The 22,533-nt window shown below is 65.3% G+C and carries 21 protein-coding genes, 1 pseudogene and 1 riboswitch; of the genes and pseudogenes, 9 read left to right on the forward strand and 13 right to left on the reverse strand.

The window, feature by feature from the left end; all coding sequences use genetic code 11:
• Positions 1-109: 109 nt before the first annotated feature.
• From B0G69_RS26515 to B0G69_RS42100, 3 genes are all read right to left on the reverse strand, one after another.
• Positions 110-919: a transglutaminase family protein gene (locus B0G69_RS26515; RefSeq protein WP_121322491.1), complete on the reverse strand. Its 810-nt coding sequence runs from the start codon at positions 917-919 to the stop codon at positions 110-112.
• A 137-nt stretch (positions 920-1,056) separates the two neighbouring features.
• Complete coding sequence (locus B0G69_RS42095) at positions 1,057-1,353, reverse strand: transglutaminase-like domain-containing protein (protein WP_241991474.1); 297 nt, start codon at positions 1,351-1,353, stop codon at positions 1,057-1,059.
• Positions 1,277-1,543, reverse strand: coding sequence for a transglutaminase N-terminal domain-containing protein (locus tag B0G69_RS42100; RefSeq protein ID WP_241991475.1), 267 nt, complete (start codon positions 1,541-1,543; stop codon positions 1,277-1,279). The genes B0G69_RS42095 and B0G69_RS42100 overlap by 77 nt, the downstream gene beginning before the upstream one ends.
• Positions 1,544-2,045: 502 nt before the next feature.
• On the opposite strand from B0G69_RS42100, the gene B0G69_RS26525 reads away from it, so the two are divergent.
• Together B0G69_RS26525 and B0G69_RS26530 are read left to right on the forward strand one after the other, a co-directional pair.
• On the forward strand, positions 2,046-2,231 hold the full coding sequence (locus B0G69_RS26525; RefSeq protein WP_121322493.1) for a hypothetical protein: 186 nt from the start codon (positions 2,046-2,048) through the stop codon (positions 2,229-2,231).
• A gap of 17 nt (positions 2,232-2,248) precedes the next feature.
• Positions 2,249-2,497 (forward strand): DUF1488 domain-containing protein, encoded by a 249-nt coding sequence (locus B0G69_RS26530; protein WP_121322495.1) that lies wholly within the window; start codon positions 2,249-2,251, stop codon positions 2,495-2,497.
• Positions 2,498-2,554: 57 nt separating this feature from the next.
• Here the strand turns inward: B0G69_RS26530 and B0G69_RS42105 are convergent.
• Positions 2,555-3,142 (reverse strand): annotated as a pseudogene (locus tag B0G69_RS42105) (class I SAM-dependent methyltransferase); the annotation flags it as partial.
• 132 nt (positions 3,143-3,274) lie between these two features.
• Here B0G69_RS42105 and B0G69_RS26540 point away from each other — a divergent pair.
• Entirely contained in the window at positions 3,275-3,856 is a 582-nt protein-coding gene (locus B0G69_RS26540; protein ID WP_121322497.1) for an alpha-ketoglutarate-dependent dioxygenase AlkB, read from the forward strand.
• 145 nt (positions 3,857-4,001) lie between these two features.
• Here the strand turns inward: B0G69_RS26540 and B0G69_RS26545 are convergent, their stop codons facing one another.
• From B0G69_RS26545 to B0G69_RS26555, 3 genes are all read right to left on the reverse strand, one after another.
• Positions 4,002-4,637: a carbonic anhydrase gene (locus B0G69_RS26545; protein WP_121323899.1), complete on the reverse strand. Its 636-nt coding sequence runs from the start codon at positions 4,635-4,637 to the stop codon at positions 4,002-4,004.
• A gap of 412 nt (positions 4,638-5,049) precedes the next feature.
• On the reverse strand, positions 5,050-5,358 hold the full coding sequence (locus B0G69_RS26550) for a DUF4148 domain-containing protein (RefSeq protein WP_121322499.1): 309 nt from the start codon (positions 5,356-5,358) through the stop codon (positions 5,050-5,052).
• A gap of 313 nt (positions 5,359-5,671) precedes the next feature.
• Positions 5,672-5,932, reverse strand: coding sequence for a DUF1488 domain-containing protein (locus B0G69_RS26555; RefSeq protein ID WP_121323900.1), 261 nt, complete (start codon positions 5,930-5,932; stop codon positions 5,672-5,674).
• 183 nt (positions 5,933-6,115) lie between these two features.
• On the opposite strand from B0G69_RS26555, the gene B0G69_RS26560 reads away from it, so the two are divergent.
• Positions 6,116-7,609 (forward strand): MDR family MFS transporter, encoded by a 1,494-nt coding sequence (locus B0G69_RS26560; protein WP_121322501.1) that lies wholly within the window; start codon positions 6,116-6,118, stop codon positions 7,607-7,609.
• A 55-nt stretch (positions 7,610-7,664) separates the two neighbouring features.
• Here B0G69_RS26560 and cobM read toward each other — a convergent pair whose 3' ends face one another.
• The 4 genes from cobM to cbiE are packed head-to-tail and all read right to left on the reverse strand — an operon-like array spanning position 7,665 to position 11,680.
• Positions 7,665-8,393, reverse strand: a complete 729-nt coding sequence (cobM, locus tag B0G69_RS26565; protein ID WP_121322503.1) for a precorrin-4 C(11)-methyltransferase — start codon at positions 8,391-8,393, stop codon at positions 7,665-7,667.
• 16 nt (positions 8,394-8,409) lie between these two features.
• A complete protein-coding gene (locus tag B0G69_RS26570; protein ID WP_121322506.1) occupies positions 8,410-9,177 on the reverse strand; it encodes a cobalt-precorrin-6A reductase in 768 nt (255 codons plus the stop codon).
• Positions 9,174-10,262: a cobalt-precorrin-5B (C(1))-methyltransferase gene (locus B0G69_RS26575; protein ID WP_121322508.1), complete on the reverse strand. Its 1,089-nt coding sequence runs from the start codon at positions 10,260-10,262 to the stop codon at positions 9,174-9,176. Before B0G69_RS26575 ends, B0G69_RS26570 begins: the two co-directional genes overlap by 4 nt.
• On the reverse strand, positions 10,262-11,680 hold the full coding sequence (gene cbiE, locus B0G69_RS26580; protein ID WP_241991556.1) for a precorrin-6y C5,15-methyltransferase (decarboxylating) subunit CbiE: 1,419 nt from the start codon (positions 11,678-11,680) through the stop codon (positions 10,262-10,264). The genes B0G69_RS26575 and cbiE overlap by 1 nt, the downstream gene beginning before the upstream one ends.
• An 84-nt stretch (positions 11,681-11,764) precedes the next feature.
• Positions 11,765-11,944, forward strand: a riboswitch (cobalamin riboswitch).
• 89 nt (positions 11,945-12,033) lie between these two features.
• Here cbiE and B0G69_RS26585 point away from each other — a divergent pair.
• The 4 genes from B0G69_RS26585 to cobJ are packed head-to-tail and all read left to right on the forward strand — an operon-like array spanning position 12,034 to position 16,836.
• Positions 12,034-13,719: an oxidoreductase gene (locus B0G69_RS26585; RefSeq protein WP_277873564.1), complete on the forward strand. Its 1,686-nt coding sequence runs from the start codon at positions 12,034-12,036 to the stop codon at positions 13,717-13,719.
• Complete coding sequence (locus B0G69_RS26590) at positions 13,712-14,338, forward strand: precorrin-8X methylmutase (protein ID WP_121322510.1); 627 nt, start codon at positions 13,712-13,714, stop codon at positions 14,336-14,338. Before B0G69_RS26585 ends, B0G69_RS26590 begins: the two co-directional genes overlap by 8 nt.
• On the forward strand, positions 14,339-15,070 hold the full coding sequence (locus B0G69_RS26595; RefSeq protein WP_121322512.1) for a precorrin-2 C(20)-methyltransferase: 732 nt from the start codon (positions 14,339-14,341) through the stop codon (positions 15,068-15,070).
• Positions 15,067-16,836 (forward strand): precorrin-3B C(17)-methyltransferase, encoded by a 1,770-nt coding sequence (gene cobJ / locus B0G69_RS26600; RefSeq protein ID WP_121322514.1) that lies wholly within the window; start codon positions 15,067-15,069, stop codon positions 16,834-16,836. The genes B0G69_RS26595 and cobJ overlap by 4 nt, the downstream gene beginning before the upstream one ends.
• A 266-nt stretch (positions 16,837-17,102) precedes the next feature.
• Here the strand turns inward: cobJ and B0G69_RS26605 are convergent, their stop codons facing one another.
• On the reverse strand, positions 17,103-19,727 hold the full coding sequence (locus tag B0G69_RS26605) for an AAA family ATPase (RefSeq protein WP_121322515.1): 2,625 nt from the start codon (positions 19,725-19,727) through the stop codon (positions 17,103-17,105).
• Entirely contained in the window at positions 19,724-20,866 is a 1,143-nt protein-coding gene (locus B0G69_RS26610) for a DNA repair exonuclease (RefSeq protein ID WP_121322517.1), read from the reverse strand. The genes B0G69_RS26605 and B0G69_RS26610 overlap by 4 nt, the downstream gene beginning before the upstream one ends.
• 248 nt (positions 20,867-21,114) lie before the next feature.
• Between B0G69_RS26610 and B0G69_RS26615 the strand changes: the two genes are divergently transcribed.
• Positions 21,115-22,395: a DUF445 domain-containing protein gene (locus B0G69_RS26615; RefSeq protein WP_121322519.1), complete on the forward strand. Its 1,281-nt coding sequence runs from the start codon at positions 21,115-21,117 to the stop codon at positions 22,393-22,395.
• Positions 22,396-22,533: the final 138 nt, after the last annotated feature.

A 22,533-nucleotide genomic window follows, 5' to 3' on the forward strand; every position in this document is an offset into this window, starting at 1 on the left:
GATCGTTCTTCGTGACTCAAGTCGGACGGTCGCCGACACGGCAAGCAGGTGTGCATGCGGTCCAACCTGGCGAGCCCATGTGAGGCCTGCCAAAAGTCCGTTGGCCCACTCACACCTCCTCCGGCGCACAATGCACGGCGAATTTCACGAGCTTTGCCGCCCCGAAAGTGTTGCTTATCGCGACATCGGCGGCATCGCGTCCGCGGGCCATCAATACGCGCCCAGCGCGCGGCACGTTGTTGCGCGGATCGAATGTTTGCCAGCAGCCGCCGACATAGGCTTCGAACCAGGCCGCGAAGTCCATGGCACTGTGGGGCGGAGGCACGCCGATGTCACTAATGTATCCCGTGCAGTAACGGGCAGGAATGTTCATGGCTCGGCACAATGCAACTGCCAGATGAGCGAAATCGCGGCACACGCCCTGTCGCTCGTGGTAGACCTGCCACGCTGTTTTGGTTGGCCGGGCAAACTCGTAGCCGAACACAATGTGGCGATGAACGAAGTCACAGATCGCTTGCACCCGATCGCGCCCGGGCAGCGATTGCCCGAAAAGCTGCCACGCAACGTCGGACAACAGATCGGTCTCGCAGTAGCGGCTGCCGAGTAGAAACACCATGCATTCGTTGGGCAATTCCTCGACTGGATGCTGGTGACCGTCAGGCTCCCGTTCTTCGGGTTGGCCGGAAATTTCGAGCAACGCGCTCGTCGACATTTCGATTCGACCCGGTGGGGCGACGAGGCGGCTGCACAGATTACCGAAACCATCCCGATACTGCAGGATGGTTACTGCCGGATCGACGACAAGCAGATCCGGCTGCAACACATCTTGCGCCCGTGAGAAGTGCGTATTGAGCATCAGCATCATCGGGGTGTACTGCTCGCACTCGTAAATCAGTTCATAACCAACACGCAGTTTCATTGCGGCAGCCTTCCCTATAAAAATTCAACAGCGGTCCTCGGTGACGCTCACTTCAACATCCATACCGAGAAACGAGTTTTGCGCGCCTGTCCAGGGTCCCCACAGCGGCAAGGCCTGATGCTGGTCCCACGCGACGGCTACCCGGACCAAGTGCCGGTTCCCGATGATGCTGTTAGTCGGATCGAAATCCACCCAGCCGCCCCCGGTAGAAAGATCTGCAACCATGCCTGTGCGGCGCCGCCTCCCTGAGTGGTGTCGTGATCCGGGACAAAGATGTAGCCGGTGACGAAGCGTACGGCAAAGCCAGCAGAGTGGGCCGCATCGATCATCAGTACGGCGAAATCGTGGCAGTTGCCGCTACGGCCTGCCGGACAGTAGACGCCTTTCCCTGTGCGCAGGACATACAGAAATCCGTCTTTGATCTCGGTCGTCATGGCGCGCAAATAGATCATGCAGCCAATATAGACGGGTCGGTGTGGGCGTCATGCACAATTGTGATGTCACGAGGCGCATGTCATGGCTGGAGCGCGGCCCAAACATCGCTCGATGCTCGCCAAAACTCACTGGCTCCGAATAGCGATAGATGCTCTTATGGTGAACAGTGAGGCCTCGCGGCCCACTCATGTCGTTTCACCTGATCAAAGGGTCACTGGTGGTGCCGAAGACCGCTGTGACAGGGCAATCAGGCCTTCGCTTCAGAAAGGAACTGCACAGCGTTTCAACCGAACGTTTCGGCCCGGGTGTGCGATTTGGCAGATATCGTGCCCCAGCATACACCGGCGAAAAAAAACCTTAAACGTCCTTATTTTCCGTTTTCTTATCAACCATTGCGGGTCTCGCGGATACGCGTCGTCACATGCCGCTGAATGCCTCACGATACATGACCGCCTTCCGTGCACCGTGTCGATGCGATGAACTGCGAAACACATGAAAGCGTACTTCGCGATTGGGCTTGCATCGCTGTGGCAAAGAGCGCATTGTCATAGGGTTCGATGTGCGCGATCGTTCAATCCGCAGCGCCGACCGTAAGCTGGCAAGCATTCGTTCACACCGCTCATCAAGAGGCCGGTCACAAGACCCCGTCGTCGCAGTCGCACAGCGGTCTGAAACACCTATTGGAACTACCATGCAAAACCGAACCAAAGCCTATTCGTCGTCGCCAGCGAGGCAAAGCGACTTCATCGCGACTCAGAAGGAGCGCGCCGCCGCACTGGCGAAAGCGGAAAGCGAGCGCGCCCAGAAGCGGTGCGAAAACGACGCTCGCATCGACGTCAACGCGAGCAAGTGGCGATATACCCGCATCGGTGAATAGCGTGGAAAGACGGCGTAATGCTTAACTTTCCTAATCCCAGTCGAGTCTATGACGCTTCCAGACACGGTGTGTGCTTCTGGGGCTACGACAATTCCCGCGAGGTTGCCTTCCTGGTCGACGACAAAATGCTCAAGAAGCTTAATCCAGACATACTTGAGGATGAGCTCGCGTTGCTGGCCGCGTTCGACCGCAACCGCATCCAGATTCTGGAATTCGCCAGAAACCTCTACAACGGCGGCACGCAGAGCAGGTACACGATCTCGTGAATCCTGGCGGCTAACGGCCGATTGGATCTGCCAGTGTCCGCCCTTTACCATCTGCCATCAGTGCTCCACGACAACCACGTGCGCCTGAACCTTCCCTTCAACCGGCCCCGTGCCGAATCGCTCGGCGATCGCCGTCGCGCACGCTGACATCGCCTCCTTCACACCGCCGCCAAAACGGGCCTCACTCTCATTGCGCAGGGGCGTTCCCTAACAGTAGGCGACGGCCGGCTCGCGAGCCGATGCCGCGCGGCTGCGCGCCGCGATCGTCTCGAAGCGCGGCGCCGCACCAAAGCCCGCCTCCGCGAGATCGCATGAATCACTTGCCTGTCGACATAGCCATGCGGCGTGCGCGCCATGAAACGTGGCGGGTTCGTTGGGAAGAGACCCGCGAGCGCCGTCGTGACGGTATCGGCAAATTCGTTTTCCTCGATGCGATCCCAGACGTTGAACAGCAGCACGCCACCGCGCCGAAGTACGCGCCGAGCTTCGAAAACGCTCGCGCATTGTCCGCGAAGAACATGACACCGAACTGACAAGCGACGATGTCGAAACGCGCGTCTTCGAAAGTAGGCGGGTCGCGTCCGCCTGTTGCCACGCCACCGGCCTCCGGGTGCCGATCGTTGCGGCACGATCGAGCATGGGCTGCCTCGTTCAGGCGTGCCACTGCCCGCGCGAGCGACCGGTGCCGGTAAGCCGTTCGGCGAGGCAGCCTCAAAATACTGTATAAAAACACAGTATAATGAAATGCCCTGACCGTTCCGCGCCGCCAACCTCGCCATGGTGTCCCAGCCAAGCCTGTTCGCCCCAGAGCCCGTGTCCGTTCTCCACGACCGGGAGGGCGGCATCCGCTACCTGCCCGAGGCAGTGCCGGCCGCCATCGCGCAGCGTTGGTTCGACGAGGCGCGTCAGAACATCGGCTGGATCAGCCAGCAACGCATGATGTACGAGCGCGAAGTCGCCGTACCGCGTCTGCTTGCCACGTTTTCGCGCGAATCCGCCGACCTGCCCGCGCCGTTAGCCGAGGCATTCGAGGCCGTGCGCGCACTCGTCGGCGCGCCGTTCAATCGGGTCGGCCTCAATCTGTATCGCGACGGCAGCGACAGCGTCGCGCTCCACAGCGACAAGACCGATCGGCTAGTGCCTGCGCAGCCGATCGCGATCATCTCGCTCGGCGCGAGCCGCCGCATGTCGATCCGTCCGAAGGTGGGCGCAGGCCGGGTGCTCCATGTCGAACTGGAAGCGGGCAGTTGCCTCGTCATGAGCTATGCGGCGCAGTTCACGCATGAGCACGGCATTCCCAAGCGGCTGGGCGAGAGCGAGCCACGCATCAGCCTGGCGTTCCAGTGCTTCGTCGATTGAAGGGGACTTCAGGCGTGCCTCGCAGCAGGGATGAATTCCCGCGACGCTAGCGGCCGCTAAGAGGTTTTCGATGCCACCTCATCGCCGGATGTGTCTGCACCCGCGGCTCCGACTCAGCATCGGAACCTCACACGCCATCCACGCCTCAGCCCGCGTAAATTTCCGGATTGTCGACAAGCGGCAGGAATTCCCCAGTGCGCCCATCGAGCGCGAGCATTACGCCGGTTTCGATCTGGAAAATCCAGCCATGCAATTGCAAGGTCTTATTGGCGAGTCCGACGGCCACAGAAGGATGCGTGCGGATATTGCCAAGCTGCGCGATCACGTTGTCCTTGACCAGCGCATCGAGACGTTCGGCGTCCGAAGCATAGGTGCGTGAGGCATTGACCGCCTTGGCCGCATCCGCGTGACGCAGCCAGCCTGCCACCGCCGGCAGATGATCGAGATTCATGCAGGTCGAGATCGCCGTCATTGCGCCGCAGTTGGAGTGGCCGCATATCACGATATCGCGCACGCCCAGCACCGCTACCGCGTACTCGACGGTGGCCGACACCCCGCCCGGTTCCGGACCATAGGACGGCACGATGTTGCCGGCGTTTCGAATCACGAACAGCGCGCCTGGCTCGACCTGTGTAAGCAACTCGGGAACCACGCGGCTGTCCGAGCAGGTCACGAAAAGCGTGCTCGGACTTTGCGCCGCCGACAAACGCTTGAACAACGCGATCTGCTGCGGAAAGACGTCGCGTTGAAAGCGGATGAACCCTTTGATGATTTCCTGCACGATGTTCTCCAGACAATCGGGGACTACGTTCGCCATGCATGTGCGGGCGAGCCGCGGCATGCGTGCTATCGATTGGCGTGACTATACCGTAGCCGCGCGCGGCGGGCTGCGCCCAGCCGACATGAATGCCTGCGGCGGATATCCGAGGTGAAGAACAGAAAAAGAATCCCGAACTGGCGCGCCTTCATGATGAATCCTGCGCGCCGTTCGCGGCACTTGAAAAAAAACCCCGGCTGTTTCCAGCCGGGGCCAACTCTCTCGCTCGCACACCGGAAGTCGTGCGTGCATGACTACTGTACCTGCGTCGACGAAGCGGATATAGACGTTGCGCTGGAAGGGTCCGTTGCACCACGGCGCGAAGCCGGACACGTTGCGCCGGTCGCCGAAGCGCTGCATGGCGCAGCGCATTGAATCAACGGCTATACATCGCGTTCCAGTCAGCCGCCGACACCGCCGGCCGGCCGCTTTGCGACGAACCGGCGACGCTGCCGCCGTAGGCGCTCGCGCTGCTGTTTTGCGCGGCAATGCGCGCTTGCGCCGCTTGCACCGCCTCGGGGTAATGGGTCTGATCGCCGTCGCCGACGTGGTAGCCCGCCTGTTCGAGCTGAACGAGTTCTGCGCGTACCTGTTCGCGCGTGATGCGGGTATTCGATTGCGCAAACACCGTGGCCGATGCGGCGATGGAAGCGACGACGACAACAGCGTTGATCAAGGACTTCATGATAAAAACAAGCTCCAGTAATTGATGGTCGGCGGTGCTGCGAATGACCTATTGCGCGACCGCTGGACTCAATATAGGCGCCGCGTCTTCATAGAATAATGGCCACGTGTCGAAGGGATTGTTCTTGGATCTGGAGAAGTCGCCGATGGGTTCGCCGTTCGAAGGCTGCCGCGACGGCCGTAGAGATGCGCGCCCGCAGCGCATACGAGGTTGCAGGCTCACCAGATAGAAAAGCCCGGCGCGCAAGGCGCCGGGCTCTCACTATCCGGCCTGCCGCGACGGCTTACGGAAACCGCCACGGCCTCATCGAAACCTAATTAAAATCGCCGGTCTCGAGTTCAACCGAGCGACCACCGTTCTTTTCGAGGACCCGCCGCGTAGCATTTTCAATCCGCGCACGGTTCGCCTCGAAGGTGCCCACCAGATCGTGGGCCGACGGGCCCAGGTTGCCGAAATGGTCGTTCAGCGCATCCAGCGACACGCTGCACCAGACGTCCGTCCCGTCCACATTGGCCTCGAAGGCGACGCGTGCCGCCGCCACCACTTCGCGGCGTCCGGTGAATTCGATCCTCATAATGATCCTCCATGTGTCGACAGTGAACTTCGAACGCGCAAACCCTGTGCCACGCTGCGAGCGCGCATTCTCCGCGAGGTGCATACTCCACATCGGCCGCCACGTGCGGCCGCGCTGATGCGTCGCGGCAAGCCCCCCTGCAAAGCCGTCAGACGCGCCCAACACCCCGATACTAACGCCTCCATGTCCCGCAGCCCTCAATCGTCGCGTGCTTTAGTCATTGCCGCCGTCATGGCTTCCATGGCGATGGTCGCCATCGAAGCCACCATCGTCTCCACCGCGATGCCCCAGATCGTCACGCAACTCGGCGACCTGCATCTGTACAGTTGGGTCTTCTCGTCGTTCCTGCTTACGCAAACGGCGATGACCGTGGTGTTCGGCAAACTCGCCGACCTGTACGGACGCAAACCGGTGATGCTCGTGGGCATCGCGATCTTCCTGCTCGGCTCGGTGCTCGCCGGCTTCGCGTGGTCGATGCCGGCCATGATCGTGTTCCGCCTGATACAAGGCGTCGGCGCGGGCGCGATCCAGCCGGTCACGCTGACCATCGTCGCCGATCTCTATCCGGCGCGCGAACGCGGCAAGGTGCAAGGCTATCTCGCCAGCGTATGGGCGGTGTCGGCGGTGGTCGGGCCGATGGTCGGCGGCTTCATCATTCACAACCTGTCGTGGGCGTGGATCTTCTGGATGAACGTACCGATCGGCCTCGCATCGGCTGCGGGTTTCATCGCGTTCCTGCGCGAATCGGAGCGGCACGCGCGCCCGTCGATCGACTTTGGCGGCGCGGCATTGTTCATGGCGGCGATCGCCGCGTTGATGATGGCGCTGACTTATGCGGGCGACGACGCGCTCGCCATGGCATCGCTCGCAGGCGGTGCCTTCCTGCTGTGCGTGCTGTTCTTCGTGCTGCAGGAGCGGCGCGCCGCCGAGCCGATGATCTCGTTCGCGCTCTGGAGCCGCCGGCCGATTGCCGCGTGCAACGGCTCGACCCTGTTGTCGGGCATGATCCTGATGGGCGCGACCACCTTCCTGCCGATGTACGTGCAGGGCGTGCTGCATCGCTCGCCGGTGGTCGCCGGTCTCGCGCTCACGATGATGATGGTCGGCTGGCCCACCGGCGCGACGCTCGCGGCGAAGTCGTTCCACCGCCTCGGCTTGCGCCGCATCCTGATCGGCGGCAGCGCGTTCGTGCCGCTCGGCGCTGCGCTGCTGTTGTTCCTGTCGCCTGGCGGCTCGCCGTTGATCGCCGCGTTCGGCTCGCTGATCATGGGCTTCGGCATGGGCACGTCGAGCGTCAGTTCGCTGGTGCTGATCCAGGAAATCGTCAAGACGGATGAACGCGGCAGCGCGACCGCGTCGAATATTTTTTCGCGCAATCTCGGCAGCACGCTCGGCGCGACGCTGTTCGGCGCGGTGCTCAACTTCGGGCTCAGTCATTCGCAGGGCATGGCGGTGGTCACGTCGGACCAGTTGAAAGCGCTGCTGCAGAATCAGGTAGCGAGCCTCGGTGATAGCGACATGATCCGTCTGGTGTTGCATCAGTCGCTGCATCTGACGTTCGTTTCGATCTTCGTGATCGCGCTCTTCGTGGTGGCGTTGCTCGCGTTCGTGCCGGCGATTCACATCGGCTCGGAAAAGAAGATGCCGGTCGAGGTGTTGTCGCCGCTCGAGGATTGACGAGTTGGTGAAAGTGATGCAACCCATCCACGGATGGGCTTGCACACGCCGCTGTTCAACCGCCCTTCGCGTACAGCGTCGAGTCCGCGAAACCTTCGGCGGCGAGCACCTCGCCGACCAGAATCAGCGCGGTCCGCTCGATCGCGCTCGATTGCACGTTGCTCACGATGTCGTCGAGCGTGCCGGTGAGTTTTTCCTCATCCGGCCAGCTCGCGCGATAGATGACCGCGACCGGACACGCGCCGCCGTAATGCGGCCGCAATTCATCGACGATGCGCGCGAGATGCCGCACACCGAGATGAATCGCCATCGTCGCGCGGTGCCGGGCGAGGTCGGCGAGTTGCTCGCCTTCGGGCATCGTCGTTTTGCTCGCGTAGCGCGTGAGGATCAGCGTCTGCGACACATCGGGCAGCGTAAGTTCGCAACCGAGCGCTGCCGCGCATGCGGCCGTCGCGGTCACGCCTGGCACGATCTCGTATGGAATGCGCAACTCGCGCAAGCGGCGAATCTGTTCGCCGATCGCGCCGTACAGCGACGGATCGCCCGAGTGCACGCGCGCCACGTCGTGCCCTTTGTCGTGCGCGGCCTGCAGCAACGCGACGATCCGATCGAGGTCGAGCTCGGCCGTATTGACGACCTGCTCCGCGCTGTGCCCTTCGAGCACCGCGGCCGGCACCAGCGAACCCGCGTACAGGATCACCGGACAACTGCGCACGAGACGCTGCCCTTTTACCGTGATCAGTTCCGGGTCGCCAGGACCGGCGCCGATAAAAAACACCGTCATTCAAGACTCCAGAGATTCAATTACCCGTCGTGCCGGGGGCGTGCTGTTCGGCCCGCAGCTCCACCTGATGAGCGCGTAACGCATCCAGCAAACCGGCGATGCTGTCGAATTCCCGATCGACCCCCGGCAAGGCCGGACGACGCAGCATGATGACCGGCAAGCCGCGTTCACGCGCCACCTGCAGCTTCGCTTCGGTCGCGTTGCCGCCGCTGTTCTTGCTCACCACCACGTCGAACGCTTGCAGTGCGAAGAGCGCGCGCTCTCCGTCGAGTGTGAACGGCCCGCGCGCCGCGAGGATGCGCGAGCGTGCGGTGTCCGGCTGCGCATCGAGACAGCGCACCGTCCAGAACTGCCGCGGCGGAATCTCGTCGAGATGTGCGAGCGGCTCGCGGCCTAGCGTGAAGAGCGGCCGCCTGAACGGCGCGAGCGCGCCGATCAGTTCGTTCCAGTCGTCGACCATGCGCCAGTCGTCGCCGGCTTGGCTGCGCCAGCCCGGACGACGCAGCGCCCAGCATGGCACGCGTGCCGCGCGGCACGCGTCGACCGCGTTCGCACTGATGCGCGCGGCGTACGGATGCGTCGCGTCGATCACGAGGCCGATCCCTTCGTTTGCGATGTAACGTGCGAGGCCCTCGCTGCCGCCGAAGCCGCCGACGCGCAGCGTGCACGACAGATCGTCCGGCACCTTGCCGAGACCCGCGAGACTGTACACGTGCGCGGTGCCGAGTTGGCGCGCGATCTTCAACGCGTCGCCGGTGCCGCCGAGCAACAGGAGCCGCATCATCGCGCCGCTCCAATCACATTGCCCTGACGGTCGATCGCGAACATCTCGACATTCACCTGCGGCGGCACGATCGCGCGCGCCACTGCCAACGCATGCCCGCAGACGATATCGGCAAGCGGCACCTGCTGCGCGTGTGCGAGCGCCACCGCCTGCTGACTCGTGTTGGCCGCGCGAATCGCCGCCTGCAGTGCGGCATCGGCGCCCTGCTCCGCGGCCCATGTCGCGAGCCGTTCGAGATCGATGCTCGAATGGCGGCTATGCAAGTCGAGATGGCCCGCGGCCAGCTTGCTGAGTTTGCCGAAGCCGCCGCACACGCTGAGCCGGTCGACGGGCGCGCGTTTCATATGCTTGAGCACCGCGCCGACGAAGTCGCCCATCTCGATCAGCGCGATATCCGGCAGAGCATAACGCGCGCGCATCGCGTCTTCGCTCGCGTTGCCCGTGCAGGCGGCCAGATGCGTGTAGCCGTTCGCGCGCGCAACGTCGATGCCCTGATGGATCGACGCGATATACGCGGAGCACGAGAACGGCCGCACGATGCCGGTAGTGCCGAGAATCGACAGGCCGCCGAGTATGCCCAAGCGCGGGTTCATCGTTTTCAGCGCGAGCTCCTCGCCGGCTTCGACGCCGATCGTCACTTCGAAGCCGCCGCCATACGCGTGCTCCGCAGCGAGGTCGGTCAGATGCTCGGCCATCATTTTGCGCGGCACAGGATTGATCGCGGGCTCGCCGACCGGCAGCGTGAGGCCTGCGCGCGTCACCGTGCCGACGCCCGGTCCGGCGCGAAAAATGACGCCCGGCTCGGGGATGAGGCGCACGCGAGCGAACACGAGCGCGCCGTGGGTCACGTCGGGGTCGTCGCCGGCATCCTTGATGGTGCCGGCCTCAGCACCGTCGGCGAGCAGGCGGCAGAACACGAGCGGCATCGGCACATGCTGGCCTTTCGGCAACACGATCTCCGCGACCTCGCTGACCACGCCCGCGAGCAGCAGACGCGCCGCCGCGAGCGACGTCGCCGTGGCGCAACTGCCGGTCGTGTAGCCGCTACGCAGCGGCGCGACGTGTTCGGGAGATTCTTCGCGCATTACGGTTGGTGGGGTGAAGCGGAGTGATGGGCGGCGGTGCTGTTCGTGCTGTTCGTGCTGTTCGTGCTGTTCGTGCTGTTCGTGCTGTTCGTGCTGTTCGTGCTGTTCGTGCTGTTCGTGCTGTTCGTGCTGTCTTCGACCTTCGCATCCTTCATTGCAATTTCACCGCTGCCACTCTCCGTTGCCCGCAGGCCGTTTGCCTCGCCATTGCCGCAAGCCGCCTTGGTCACTTCGAGCAACGTGATCGGCAACGTCTGCCGCCACGTATCGAAGCCGCCGAGCGGTTGCGCGTCCGCGAGCGCGATACGCGTGAGCGTGCCGCCAAACCGCTCGCGCCACCCAACCAGCGCCGCCTCGCCCTGCAACGTGACGGCATTGGCCACCAGTCGTCCACCGTCACGCAATCGGGCCCAACACGCGTCCAGCACACCGGGCACCGTCACCCCACCGCCGATGAACACCGCATCCGGCACCGGCAACCCATCCAGCGCAGCAGGCGCGCGGCCCGCGACGAGTTGCAGCCCAGGCACGCCCAGCGCATCGCGATTGTGTTCGATGAAGCGCTGCCGCTCCGCATGCGCTTCGATCGCGATCGCGCGGCAAGCGGGATGCGCGCGCATCCATTCGATACCGATCGAGCCGCTGCCCGCGCCCACGTCCCACAGCAATTCGCCGGGCGTCGGCGCGAGGCGCGCGAGCGTGATCGCGCGCACGTCGCGCTTGGTCAACTGACCGTCGTGACGGAATGCGTCGTCGGGCAAGCCGCAGGTCAGCGGCAGACGCGGCGCGCCTGCCGTCGCCCGGCATTCGAGCGCGATCAGATTCAGCGCGGCGACCTCGCCCGCGCTCCACTGATCCGCGCGACCGTCGATGCGGCGCTCGCGTTCGCCGCCAAGATGTTCGAGCACGCTCATGCGCGTCGCGCCGAAGCCGCGTGCGTTCAGCACACCGGCAAGCGCCGCGGGCGTGCGCCCGTCCGCGCTCAGCACGAACACGCGCGCGCCGTCGTGCAGATACGCGTTCAGCGCCGCCAACGGACGGCCCACCAGCGACACCGTCGCGACGTCCTGCAACGGCCAGCCGAGCCGCGCAGCCGCCAGCGACAACGACGACGGCGCAGGCAGCACGCGCAATTGCTCCGCGGGCAACTGCCGCGCCAGCATCGCGCCGACGCCGAACAGCATTGGATCGCCGCTCGCCAGCACGCACACGGCACCGTCGCGTTCGGCGAGCAGCGGGGCGAGATCGAACGGACGCGGCCACGCGGCGCGGCGCGCGGCGAGGCGCGCGGGCAGCATCGCCAGATGACGCTCGCCGCCGTACACCACCGACGCCGTCAGCAACGCACGCCGCGCGGGCCGTCCCAAACCGGCGAAGCCGTCATCGCCAATGCCCACCACGGTCAGCCACGCCGGCATGCCACCATCCTCATTCTGAGTCTTCAATCAATGCGCCGCGCCACGCCGGTCAAAGCGTCCAGCCTCGTTGCGCGGTTCGAAAAAAGGCATAATACAGCCGCCGGTGCCCTTCCGGGCCGAAGAGGGAACACAGTGCCACTGTGGCTGCCCCCGCAACTGTATGCAGCGAGTCCGCCTGCGCTACGCGCCACTGGTTTGACCGGGAAGGCTGCGGTGGACGATGACCTGCCAGCCAGGAGACCTGCCGGCGAGACTGTTCGTGCCAGCCAACATCGGGCGGGGTGTACCGATGCCGCAGCAATCCGCCTCGCGGCTTGCTCGGGCCGTCGCGCGACGCTAAACCGGTGTCCGTCTTGACTCAAGCTTCGCCCTCCACTGCTTTGCCCCACGCGGCTTCGACACCGCGCCCCTCGGCGTGTCCGGGGCTGCTGCGCATCGTTGCCGCGCGTGATGGTGGCATCTGCCGGATCAAGCTGCCAGGTGGCGAGTTGAGCGCGGACGAGGCGCGAGTGATCGCCGATGCGAGCACGCGGCACGCGGCCGGCGTGATCGAGCTGACCAATCGGGCGAACCTGCAGGTGCGTGGCGTGCGCACGGGGCATGAAGCCGCGTTGATCGCGGCGCTGGTCGAGGCCGGGCTTGGGCCGATGACGAAGCCTCGGGCAGGCGCGAACGCAGCCAACGCTGTGGACGCAGCCGAGATTTCGAACACCGCTACGGCGAGTGTCGCCGACATATCAGATGCACCGAACGCCACCGACGCTTTGAATGCCGTGGCCGTGAGCGCCGCGGACGACGTGCGCAACGTGATGATCAGCCCCGCAGCGGGACGCGATCCGTTCGCGTTGATCGACACCGCCCCGCTATGCGCGGAATTGCTCACGCTGCTACAAAGCGAGACGCGCTTTACGGCGCTGTCGCCGAAATTCGCGCTGCTGCTGGATGGCGGCGAACGTCTGGCGAGGGTCGATCATCCACACGATGTGTGGCTCGCGGCGACTTCGAGCCGTGACGGTGTGCGGTTCGTGTTCGGGTTGGCGGGGTGTCCTTGTGTCGAGGTGGAGGAGAACGCAAACGCGGTTACGGACGACGATGCTGGTGCTGGTGCTGATGTTGGCGTAAAAGCGAACGCGGCTACGAACGTGCGAACCACCGCGGCTGCGGCTGTTGTCGTTGCTGCCCATGCACTTTCGGCTACGCTGACCGGCAGCACGGTCATGCGGAATTCACGCACCCGCTCCACGCACACCCACGACCACCGCCCCTTAGCCACCGTCCTCCCCTCACAAGTCCCCGCGCTCGTGCGCGCGCTGCTGCACACGTTCCTCGACCTCGCACCAGCCGACGCCCTCCGCATGCGCGACCTGCTCGCCACGCATTCCGCCGACGCGCTGTTGCAGCACGCCCAACGCTACGTCGACTTCCCGCTGTCACGCGACGCCCTGCTCACCGAATGGCGCCGCAGTACCACAGCCGATGCCGCGCTACGTCTCGGCGCGCACGCTCAACGCGAGGCCGGCATGTGGCACGTGGGCGGCCAGCCGCCGCTCGGCCGCCTCGACGCCGCCGCGCTGCACGGCCTCGCCGCGCTCGCGCAACGCCACGGCAACGGCACGCTGCACGCCACACCCTGGCAAAGCGTGCTGCTGCCCGACATCCCGACGCACGCACTGCCCGCCGCGCTGGCCGAACTGAGCGCCCTCGGGCTCGCCTGCGATCCCGCACAACCCATCACGCGTTTGATCGCGTGCGCCGGTTCGAGCGGTTGCGCAAAGAGCCTCGCCGACACCAAAGCCGACGCGCTGCGCCTCGCCGCCCGCCTGCCCGCCAATGTCGACGTGCACCTGAGCGGCTGCATGCGCTCGTGCGCCGCCGCGCATTGCGCGCCGTACACGCTGCTGGCCGCCGCGCCCGGCCTCTATGACCTTTATCGACGCAACGGCGGCGCCGGCTTCGGCCACTGCGTCGCGCACCAACTAACGATCGCACAGGCCGCCGACCTGCTCGCCCACCTGTCCCGGAGTGACACAGATGCTTGATTACATTCGCGACGGTCAGGAGATCTATCGCCAATCTTTCGCGACGATCCGCGCGGAAGCCGACCTGTCGCGCATCCCCGCTGACCTCGAAAAACTCGCGGTGCGCGTGATCCACGCGTGCGGGATGGTCGACGTGATCGACGCGCTGCAGTTTTCCGCGCACGCAGGTGCGGCAGGCCGCACGGCGCTCGCGCAAGGCGCGCCGATTCTGTGCGATGCCGGCATGGTCGCGCAGGGCATCACACGCGCGCGGCTGCCCGCGAACAACGACGTGATCTGCACGCTCACGCATCCGGACGTGCCGGCGCTCGCGCGCGAAATCGGCAATACGCGCTCGGCCGCCGCGCTCGAATTGTGGCGTCCGCAACTCGCCGGCAGTGTCGTCGTGATCGGCAATGCGCCGACCGCGCTGTTCCATCTGCTCGACATGCTCGATGCCGGCGCACCGAAACCCGCGTTGATTCTCGGTTTTCCGGTGGGCTTCGTCGGGGCGGCCGAATCGAAAGCGATGCTCGCCGCGGACAGCCGCGGCGTGCCTTACGTGGTGGTGCACGGCCGGCGCGGCGGCAGCGCGATGGCCGCCGCCGCCGTCAACGCACTGGCCACGGAGGTCGAATAAATGAGCGTGCAAGGACGACTGCTCGGACTCGGCGTCGGCCCCGGCGACCCCGAACTCATCACACTGAAGGCGCTGCGTCTGCTGAAGGCGGCGCCGGTGGTCGCGTACTTCGTCGCGAAGGGCAAGAAAGGCAACGCGTTCGGCATCATCGAGGCGCATTTGCATGAGGCTCAGGCGCATCTGCCGCTCGTCTATCCGGTCACGACCGAAGCGCTCGAACCGCCGCTCTCGTACGAGGCGATCATCGCCGACTTCTACGACACCGCCGCCGAGATCGTCGCCGGCCATCTCGATGCGGGCCGCGACGTCGCCGTGATCTGCGAAGGCGATCCGTTCTTCTACGGCTCGTACATGTATCTGCACGACCGGCTCGCGGCGCGCTACGAGAGCGAAGTGGTGCCCGGCGTGTGCTCGATGCTCGGCGGCGCTGCGGTGCTCGGCGCGCCGCTCGTGTATCGCAATCAGAGTTTGTCGGTGCTGTCGGGCGTGCTGCCCGAGGACGAGTTACGCCGCCGTCTCGCCGATGCCGACGCCGCCGTCGTGATGAAGCTCGGCCGCAATTTCGACAAGGTGCGGCGCGTGCTCGGCGAACTCGGCCTCGCACAGCGCGCCCTGTACGTCGAACGCGCGACGATGGGCAATCAACGCATCGTGCCGCTCGCCGAAGTGGACCCGATGGCGTCACCGTATTTTTCGCTGCTCGTCGTGCCGGGGAAAAAATGGCAAGGATGAGCGCGCCCGCGATCGTGATTCTCGGCGCGGGGGCGTTGGACACCGCGCGAAGGATTCAGGCGTTGTATGCCGAGGGTGCGGCTGCTGTGGATCGTGCCGCTGGCGCAGGCTGCCAGGTGCACGGCTTGCACGCACGCGTCGAAGCCGACGTGTCCTACACCGAACTCGGCGCGCATCTGCGTGAACTGTATGCGCGCGGCACGCCGATCGTCGCGTTGTGCGCGGCCGGCATCGTGATTCGTTGCGTTGCGCCGCTGCTGTCGAACAAGGGCGTCGAGCCACCCGTGCTGGCCGTCGCCGAGGACGGCAGCGCGGTCGTGCCATTGCTCGGCGGGTTGACGGGCGCCAACGTGATGGCCCGCGAGATCGCCGCCGTTTTGGCGGTGCCGCCCGCGATCACGACGAGCGGCGAGTTGCGCTTCGGCACCTGCGTACTCAATCCGCCCGACGGCTACATGCTGGCCGATATCGGGCAAGGCAAGCGTTTCGTATCGGATCTGCTGGCGGGCGAAAGCACGCGCATCGAAGGCGATGCGCCTTGGCTCGATGATGCGCATTTGCCGCGTTCCGCTTCGGCGCGGCTCGCGATTCGCGTGACGCCGCACGCGTGGGATGGGCGTGAGGACGAGTTGGTGATTCATCCGCGTTGCGTGGTCGCGGCGGTGAGGGGTGCGGGTGCGGGTGCGGGTGCGGGTGCGGGTGCGGGTGCGCAGATCGTCGCATGCGTGCGCGAGGCACTGGGTGCCCACGGTCTCGCTCCGCTGTCGCTCGCGGCGCTGCTCGCCTCATCCGACGACATGACGGACCCGGCGCTTGCCGAAGCCGCCGCAAGTTTCAACGTGCCGTTGCGCTTCGCGCAAACCGGTCCCGACGGTGACAAGTCGCCTGCCGGCCTGTTACATGCCGCACTGCGCATCCCCTGCGAAACGCTGCACAACGACACCTCCGCAGGCGTTGCCCTGGCATTGGCGCCGCTCGCCATCGACCCCGGCACGATTGGCCGCGCGCGCGGCCGTCTGACGGTGATCGGCCTCGGCCCGGGCCGTGCCGACCTGATGGTGCCCGCCGCCCGCACGGCGCTAGACGAAGCCACCGATATTCTGGGCTACGACACCTACGTGAAAATGGCCGGCCCGTTGCGCGCCAATCAACGTGTTCACGGCACCGATAATCGCGAGGAAATGCAACGCGCGCGGCACGCTTTCGAACTGGCGGGCGCGGGAGGGTCGGTGGTGATGGTGTCGTCGGGGGACCCTGGCGTGTTCGCGATGGCGGCCGCGGTGCTCGAGGCACTCGACGCATCGCAAGACGCGGCATGGGCTGCGGTCGAACTGACGATCGTGCCGGGCGTGTCGGCGGCGCTCGCGACCGCCGCGCAAGCGGGAGCGCCGCTCGGTCACGACTTCTGCATGCTGTCGCTGTCCGATAACCTGAAGCCGTGGACGATCATCGAAAAACGTCTGCGGCACGCGGCCGAAGCCGATCTGGTGATGGCGTTCTATAACCCGGTTTCGCGCGCACGTCCGTGGCAACTGGACAAAGCGCTGGACATCGTGCGGGAATATCGCGCGGCCACGACTCAGGTGGTGCTGGGGCGCGACATCGGCCGGTCTGGCGGCACGCTGCGCACGCTCACGCTGGGTGAGCTGAAATCGTCCGATGTGGATAGGCGGACGATGGTGATCGTGGGGTCGTCGATGACGCGCAGATTTGGGCGTGGTAGCGGCGGTGCTGAGTGGGTGTATACGCCGCGGTGGTATGAGTGAGATGTGATGACTGAAAGCTGCTTCAACTTGCAGATCCACCAGAAGCCATCTGGAATCTCCTATATAGTCGGCGGCGTGCGTCATCTTAAGCAATCCTCCACCCTCCCGCGGCTCATACCAGTACGGACTTCCTTCATGGAATTTCCGGACCATTGAGTCTCGTGAATGGAATTTCCAAAAAAAGGCCGCCGGAGCGGAGATAACGTTGTGCGCGAGCCGGCGATCCTGTTTGACTTGCGTTAGCCACTCCCGTCTCGCAGCACCTCTTATCCCCCCACCCTCAAATCCCCAATCGCCCTCTGCCTCACCCCCAGGTCGTCCCACAACTCCGGGTGACACGTGAACACCAGAATCTGATGGCGCGTCGCCGCATCGATCAACGCGCGCTTGATCGCATCACGCCGCGCCGCATCGGTATGCACGGCGGCGTCATCGAGCATCAGCAACGTCGGCCGCCCCGACGCCTTCAGCAGGTCCGCATAAGCGAGCCGCGTCAGGATGCCGAGCTGTTCACGCGTACCGAAACTCAACGCGTCGAGCGTATCCGCGCGGCCATGACGATCCAGCGTCGCGGGACTCAGATCGTCGCCGAGCGCAATCGTCGACTGCGGGAAAATCCGCTTCAGATACTGCCCTAGCCGCTCGGTCAGCGGCGCGCGCAGTTGCGCTACCGCCTCGTCGCGTTCGTCGACCAGCACTTCGTCGAGCAGGCTCAACGCGCTCGCCCGCAAGCCGAGTTCGTCCTTGCGGCGGGTCGCCTGCTCGACCCGCGCGTCGAGCGCCGCGAGACGTTCGCCAAGCCCTGACGCGCCGACCGTCTCCAGTTGGCTGCGCAGGTGCGCGATGCGCACCTGCCGCTCATGCTGCTCGCTGCGCGCGAGTTCCGCCGACGCGCGATAACGCTTTGCCTCCGCCGCCGGATCGTCGAGACGCGCCGCTTCCAGTTCGCGCTCGCGCCCCTCGCGCTGCTTTCTCAACGCGTCTACCTGCACGCGCTGTTCGACGATTTTCGTCTGCCACTGCGCGCGGTTGCGACGGTAGGCTTCGTCGTTCAATTGCGCTTCCTTGCGTTGCAACTGCGCGGCGAGCGAGTCGGCGGTCGCCATGCCGCTCGACCTTTTCTCGGCGGCCTGGGTTAGCACTTTTCTCGCGGCCTCCAACGCGTCGCGCGCGATATCCGCGTTGCGGCGCGCTTCGTCGAGCGGGGGCGCCGCGGACACATCGGGCAAGCCCGCGAGCCGTTCGTTCGATGCCTGCAAACGCGCCGACGCTGACGCCAACGCCGCACGCAACGCATCGATGCCCTGCGGCGCATGCACGTCGAGAATCTTTGCCTGGCTCTTCTGCTGCGCGACCAGCGTCTTCCACTTTTCGTAGCGGGCTTCGGCCTCACCGAGCGATGCGACGCCCAGCGCCTGCAACAACTGCGCATGCTGCGCTTCGAGCGACGCGAGTTCGGCCAGTTGCGCGGACAGATCGGACACGCCCGGAATCACGCGCAATTCGCCGAGTTCGCCGAGGCCGATCCGCTTCTCGTCGTCGACGCGCAGCACGCCCTCGCCCGCGATCTGCTCGCCATCGACCGTCAGCACGCCGCTCAACCGATACTCGATGCGCGTCATCGCCGCCTCGGTGCGCGCGCGCAACAAGGTCAGCTCGCCATCGAGCGCGGCGAGGCGCTTGCGTGTCGTCTCGTCGATTTCGATCGCGGCCGCGTCGCGCGCGGCGTCGAGCACCGCGTCGTTCGCCTTGCCCGCGGCGGCGATCGCCGCTTCGAGCCGCTCGCTCTCGGCACGATAGAGGCCGATCTGGCTACGCAAATCGGCGGCCGTCACCGCCGCGTTCGCCAGTTCGAGCGCACGGCTTGCGTCGGCAAAGGCCTGCTCGAACTGCGCGACGCTGCTCGATGCTTGCGCATGCTCGGTCTGCGCCGCCGACACATTGGCCCGCGCCGCATCGAGTTGCTGGCGCTCACGGGCGACGGCCGCTTCCAGTTCGGCCGCGCTCTGCTCCTGTTGCAGCGACAGCGCGAGTTCCGCCTCGCTCACCTGCAACGACTGCGCGAGCCCCTGCAGACTGCGTTCGAGTTCCGCCGCGGCATCGGCGCGCTGCTGCGCGAGCACGGCCTTCTGTTCGTGGAGTTCCCAGGGACGCTTGCGCTGCGTATCGTCGAAGGCCTCCTGCTGCGAGGCGAGCCGCGCGATGTTTTCATCGAACTGCTGGCGCTGCTGCTCGAGTTCGTCGCGCTCGGCAATCAACGCGGCCAGCGTCGTTTCGGCTTCGGCGAGCGGCCCAGTCGATCTCTGTGTGCGCGCCGTCAGCAGTTGCCGCAACTCGCGCTGCACGGCGGCGATCAGCGCGTCCTCGCCGGCCGATTCGCTGCCGCCCGACAATTGCGAGAGCGCATCACGCAGATACTGCGCCGCGTGCCCCGTCGAGTCGCGCACCTCGTGCGTGCCGCCTTGCTGCACCCACAAAAGCCCCGGCACGCCCGCGTTCTCGGCCTTCAGCGGCCCGCGTGCGGCGCGCGAAAAACCGAGCAGGGCCGCGAGCTTGTCCTCGGCTTCATCTTCGCCGAAGACAGTCTGGCCGATTCGCAACTCGCAGCGCTGCCGTGTGACGAACTGCTTCGACAACCTGCATTGAACGCCGTCCAGCTCGAAGCTCACCTCGACCGACGGCTGCCCGCTCGCCTTGCCCCAAGGCAGCAGATCCTTCAGATGCGAGGCCTTGTAGCGTTCGAGAAACACGGCGCGCACCGCTTCGGCGACGGTGCTCTTGCCCGCCTCGTTCGGCCCGGTGAACAGATTGAGCCCGGGCTGCAGATCGTCGATGACGAGCCGTTCGCTGAACTGTTTGAACTCCTGAATCGCAATGCTTTGCAACTTCATGCGGACCTCGCTTCGCGCGGCAATTCACGTTGAAAACGCGCCAGAAGCAAGAGCGCCTCGGCCGCGCGCCTGACCTCCTGCGGGTCGGCTTGCGGGTCTTCCTGCAAGCCGCGCAGCCGCGCCACCACTTTCGCGAGGTAGCCGCTTTGCGCGCCGAGTTCGGCGAGGTCGTCGGCGGTGGGCAGCACCTGCAGGCCGCTCAGATCGACGCGCAGCGCCCGCACGCGCGCGCGGGTTTCCTCGACCGCGACGTGCAGCGCTTCGGCATCGGCCAACGCGGCCGTGCCGCTCGCGCTCACACGCAGCACGTCGCGATGGCTCAGTGCCGCGAGCCGCGCCTTGAGCGCGTCCACATCGGTCGGCACCGAGATCGTTTCATCCCAGCGATGCCATTGATATTGACCGACCCGCACCGCTTCGACCTGCGGCAACGCGCCCGGCTCACCGAGCGTGACGTCGAGCATGAAACCCGGATCGTTCGCGCGGAAGCGGTCCTGCTCGTGCGTGCCGGCATACCACGTGCGTTCGTCGACACGCAGGTGGCCGTGCCAATCGCCCAGCGCAAGATAGTCGAGCCGCGCGCTGAGCGCACGCGTGGGCGCGATCGGATTCGACGAGTCGATGCCTTCCTGCAGAATTCCGCTGACGCTGCCGTGCGCGAGACCGATGCGGTGATAGCCCGGCGGCGTTTCAGCGCTATCGAAGAAGCCGGTCGTGTCGTCGTAGGTGATGCGTTGCGTGAGCGGCGCGCACAGCAGCGCCATGCGGCACGCGTCGAGCAGCACGACGCCGGGTTCGAGCGCGACCCGCACGTTCGGGCCGATGCAGTTCAGCCGCTGCGCGCGCGTCCACACGCTTTCGACCAGCGCGGCGTCGTGATTGCCCGGCAACATGATCCACGGCCCGGAGAACGCCTGCAACGCGGCGAACAAACGGCGGATCACCGTGTCGGAGACGGTTTGCAGATCAAACACGTCGCCCGCGACCAGCACGGCGTCGACCTTGCGCGCAGCCGCTTCGTCGGCGATGCGGCGCACGGTGTCGAAGCGCGCCTGCGCGAGATGCGCCGCCTCGTCCGGCTCGAACTGGCCGAATTGCGTGCCTATCTGCCAGTCCGCTGTGTGCAGAAACCTGATCACTGCGCCTCCAATGTGTTCATTGCGCTCATTACCATGGTGTTGCGGTTCATTGCCACTGCGCGCGCGAGGCGCGGCTTCGCAGTCTAACCGTAGATGTTACCGCGCGGGCGCGCTAAAGCGAGCCTCATCTATCTGCACGGCGCGCCGCCCGGTCAGCGGCGCTACACTCGCGGTTGCTGATCGCGCGCCCAAAGCGCCGTAAGCGCACCGCATCGTTTCAATCGAACCGAACCCATCGCCCGCCCCCGATGAACAAGACCGTCGAACTGAAGAAGGCCAAGCGCACGCCCTTGCTATTGCTGCTCGCGGCCGCCTGCGTTTTCGTGATCACCGCGTTCATGCCGCGCGGCCTCTGGGTCGATGGCATCAAGGCGGTCGCCGAGGCCGCGATGGTCGGCGCGCTCGCCGACTGGTTCGCGGTGGCCGCGCTGTTTCGCCGGGTGCCGATCCCGCTCGTTTCGGCGCACACCGCGATCATTCCGAAGAACAAGCACAAGATCGCCGACAACCTCGCCGTCTTCGTGCAGGACAAGTTCCTCGACGTGCCGTCGCTGGTCGGTCTGATCCAGAAGCACGACCCGGCGCGCAGCATCACCGGCTGGCTGAGCGAGCCGGCCAATACCGCGCGTCTGGGCGACTACGTCGTGAGGCTGACGAGCGGCATTCTCGAACTGACCGACGACGTGCGCGTCCAGGTCTTCATCAAGGACGCGCTGCGCGACGTGCTCGCGAAAGTGGACCTGTCGCAATCGCTCGGCGCCATTCTCGACACGCTCACGCGTGACGGCCGTCATCAGGAGTTGCTCGACGCGGGCATCCATCAGGTGGTAACGCTGCTGCGCGAACCGCCCGCGCGCGAGTTCATCGCCGAGCGCATCGTCGAGTGGGTGAAGGGCGAGTATCCGAAGATGGAGAAGATCCTGCCGTCCGCCTGGCTCGGCGAGAAAGGCGCCGACGCGATCGCCAACGCGGTGAACCGCGTGCTCGAACAGATCAGCGAAAACCCCACACATCAGCTGCGCAACAAGTTCGACGAGGCCGCGCAGAAGCTGATCGTCAAACTCAAGAGCGACCCGGCGTTCCTGCAACAGGGCGAGGAGCTCAAACGCTATCTGGTGGAAGGCGACGCGTTCAGCAACTATGTAAAGGACATGTGGGGCGAATTGCGCGCGTGGCTCAAGCGTGATCTGCAGAGCGCCGACTCCGCGTTGCATGCGCGCGTCGCCGCCATGGGTCAATGGGTGGGCCGCGAGCTCGCGAACGATCCGGCGCTGCGTCAATCGCTAAACGATCACCTCGAAGAAGCGGCGCGCAGCATGGCGCCGGACTTCGCCCGATTCCTCACACGTCATATCAGCGACACCGTCAAGAACTGGGACTCGCGCGAGATGTCGCGGCAGATCGAGCTGAACATCGGCAAGGACCTGCAGTACATCCGCATCAACGGGACGATCGTCGGCGGCTTCATCGGCCTGCTGCTCTATGCGAGTTCGCAACTGTTCGAGTTGCTGCGGTTGCACATCGGCTAGAGAATCGGGTCGCGGGCCGCCAAAACGCCTACAATTCGGGCATGTGTCTTGCTGAAGCGCTGTGCGCCGTCGACGCAATCCCACGTCATCCAACACGATGGGCGTCATCTCGCGGCCTGCAAAAAAGACAGCGCTTCT

This window comes from Paraburkholderia sp. RAU2J (assembly GCF_003634845.1).
Taxonomy (GTDB): Bacteria; Pseudomonadota; Gammaproteobacteria; order Burkholderiales; family Burkholderiaceae; genus Paraburkholderia; species Paraburkholderia fynbosensis.

Coding starts and splice junctions, on each gene's coding strand:
- B0G69_RS26515 (WP_121322491.1), bottom strand. CDS start 919: ATGAAACTGCGTGTTGGTTATGAACTGATTTACGAGTGCGAGCAGTAC.
- B0G69_RS42095 (WP_241991474.1), bottom strand. CDS start 1,353: ATGACGACCGAGATCAAAGACGGATTTCTGTATGTCCTGCGCACAGGG.
- B0G69_RS42100 (WP_241991475.1), bottom strand. CDS start 1,543: ATGAGTGGGCCGCGAGGCCTCACTGTTCACCATAAGAGCATCTATCGC.
- B0G69_RS26525 (WP_121322493.1), top strand. CDS start 2,046: ATGCAAAACCGAACCAAAGCCTATTCGTCGTCGCCAGCGAGGCAAAGC.
- B0G69_RS26530 (WP_121322495.1), top strand. CDS start 2,249: ATGCTTAACTTTCCTAATCCCAGTCGAGTCTATGACGCTTCCAGACAC.
- B0G69_RS26540 (WP_121322497.1), top strand. CDS start 3,275: ATGGTGTCCCAGCCAAGCCTGTTCGCCCCAGAGCCCGTGTCCGTTCTC.
- B0G69_RS26550 (WP_121322499.1), bottom strand. CDS start 5,358: ATGAAGTCCTTGATCAACGCTGTTGTCGTCGTCGCTTCCATCGCCGCA.
- B0G69_RS26555 (WP_121323900.1), bottom strand. CDS start 5,932: ATGAGGATCGAATTCACCGGACGCCGCGAAGTGGTGGCGGCGGCACGC.
- B0G69_RS26560 (WP_121322501.1), top strand. CDS start 6,116: ATGTCCCGCAGCCCTCAATCGTCGCGTGCTTTAGTCATTGCCGCCGTC.
- cobM (WP_121322503.1), bottom strand. CDS start 8,393: ATGACGGTGTTTTTTATCGGCGCCGGTCCTGGCGACCCGGAACTGATC.
- B0G69_RS26570 (WP_121322506.1), bottom strand. CDS start 9,177: ATGATGCGGCTCCTGTTGCTCGGCGGCACCGGCGACGCGTTGAAGATC.
- B0G69_RS26575 (WP_121322508.1), bottom strand. CDS start 10,262: ATGCGCGAAGAATCTCCCGAACACGTCGCGCCGCTGCGTAGCGGCTAC.
- cbiE (WP_241991556.1), bottom strand. CDS start 11,680: ATGCCGGCGTGGCTGACCGTGGTGGGCATTGGCGATGACGGCTTCGCC.
- B0G69_RS26590 (WP_121322510.1), top strand. CDS start 13,712: ATGCTTGATTACATTCGCGACGGTCAGGAGATCTATCGCCAATCTTTC.
- B0G69_RS26595 (WP_121322512.1), top strand. CDS start 14,339: ATGAGCGTGCAAGGACGACTGCTCGGACTCGGCGTCGGCCCCGGCGAC.
- cobJ (WP_121322514.1), top strand. CDS start 15,067: ATGAGCGCGCCCGCGATCGTGATTCTCGGCGCGGGGGCGTTGGACACC.
- B0G69_RS26605 (WP_121322515.1), bottom strand. CDS start 19,727: ATGAAGTTGCAAAGCATTGCGATTCAGGAGTTCAAACAGTTCAGCGAA.
- B0G69_RS26615 (WP_121322519.1), top strand. CDS start 21,115: ATGAACAAGACCGTCGAACTGAAGAAGGCCAAGCGCACGCCCTTGCTA.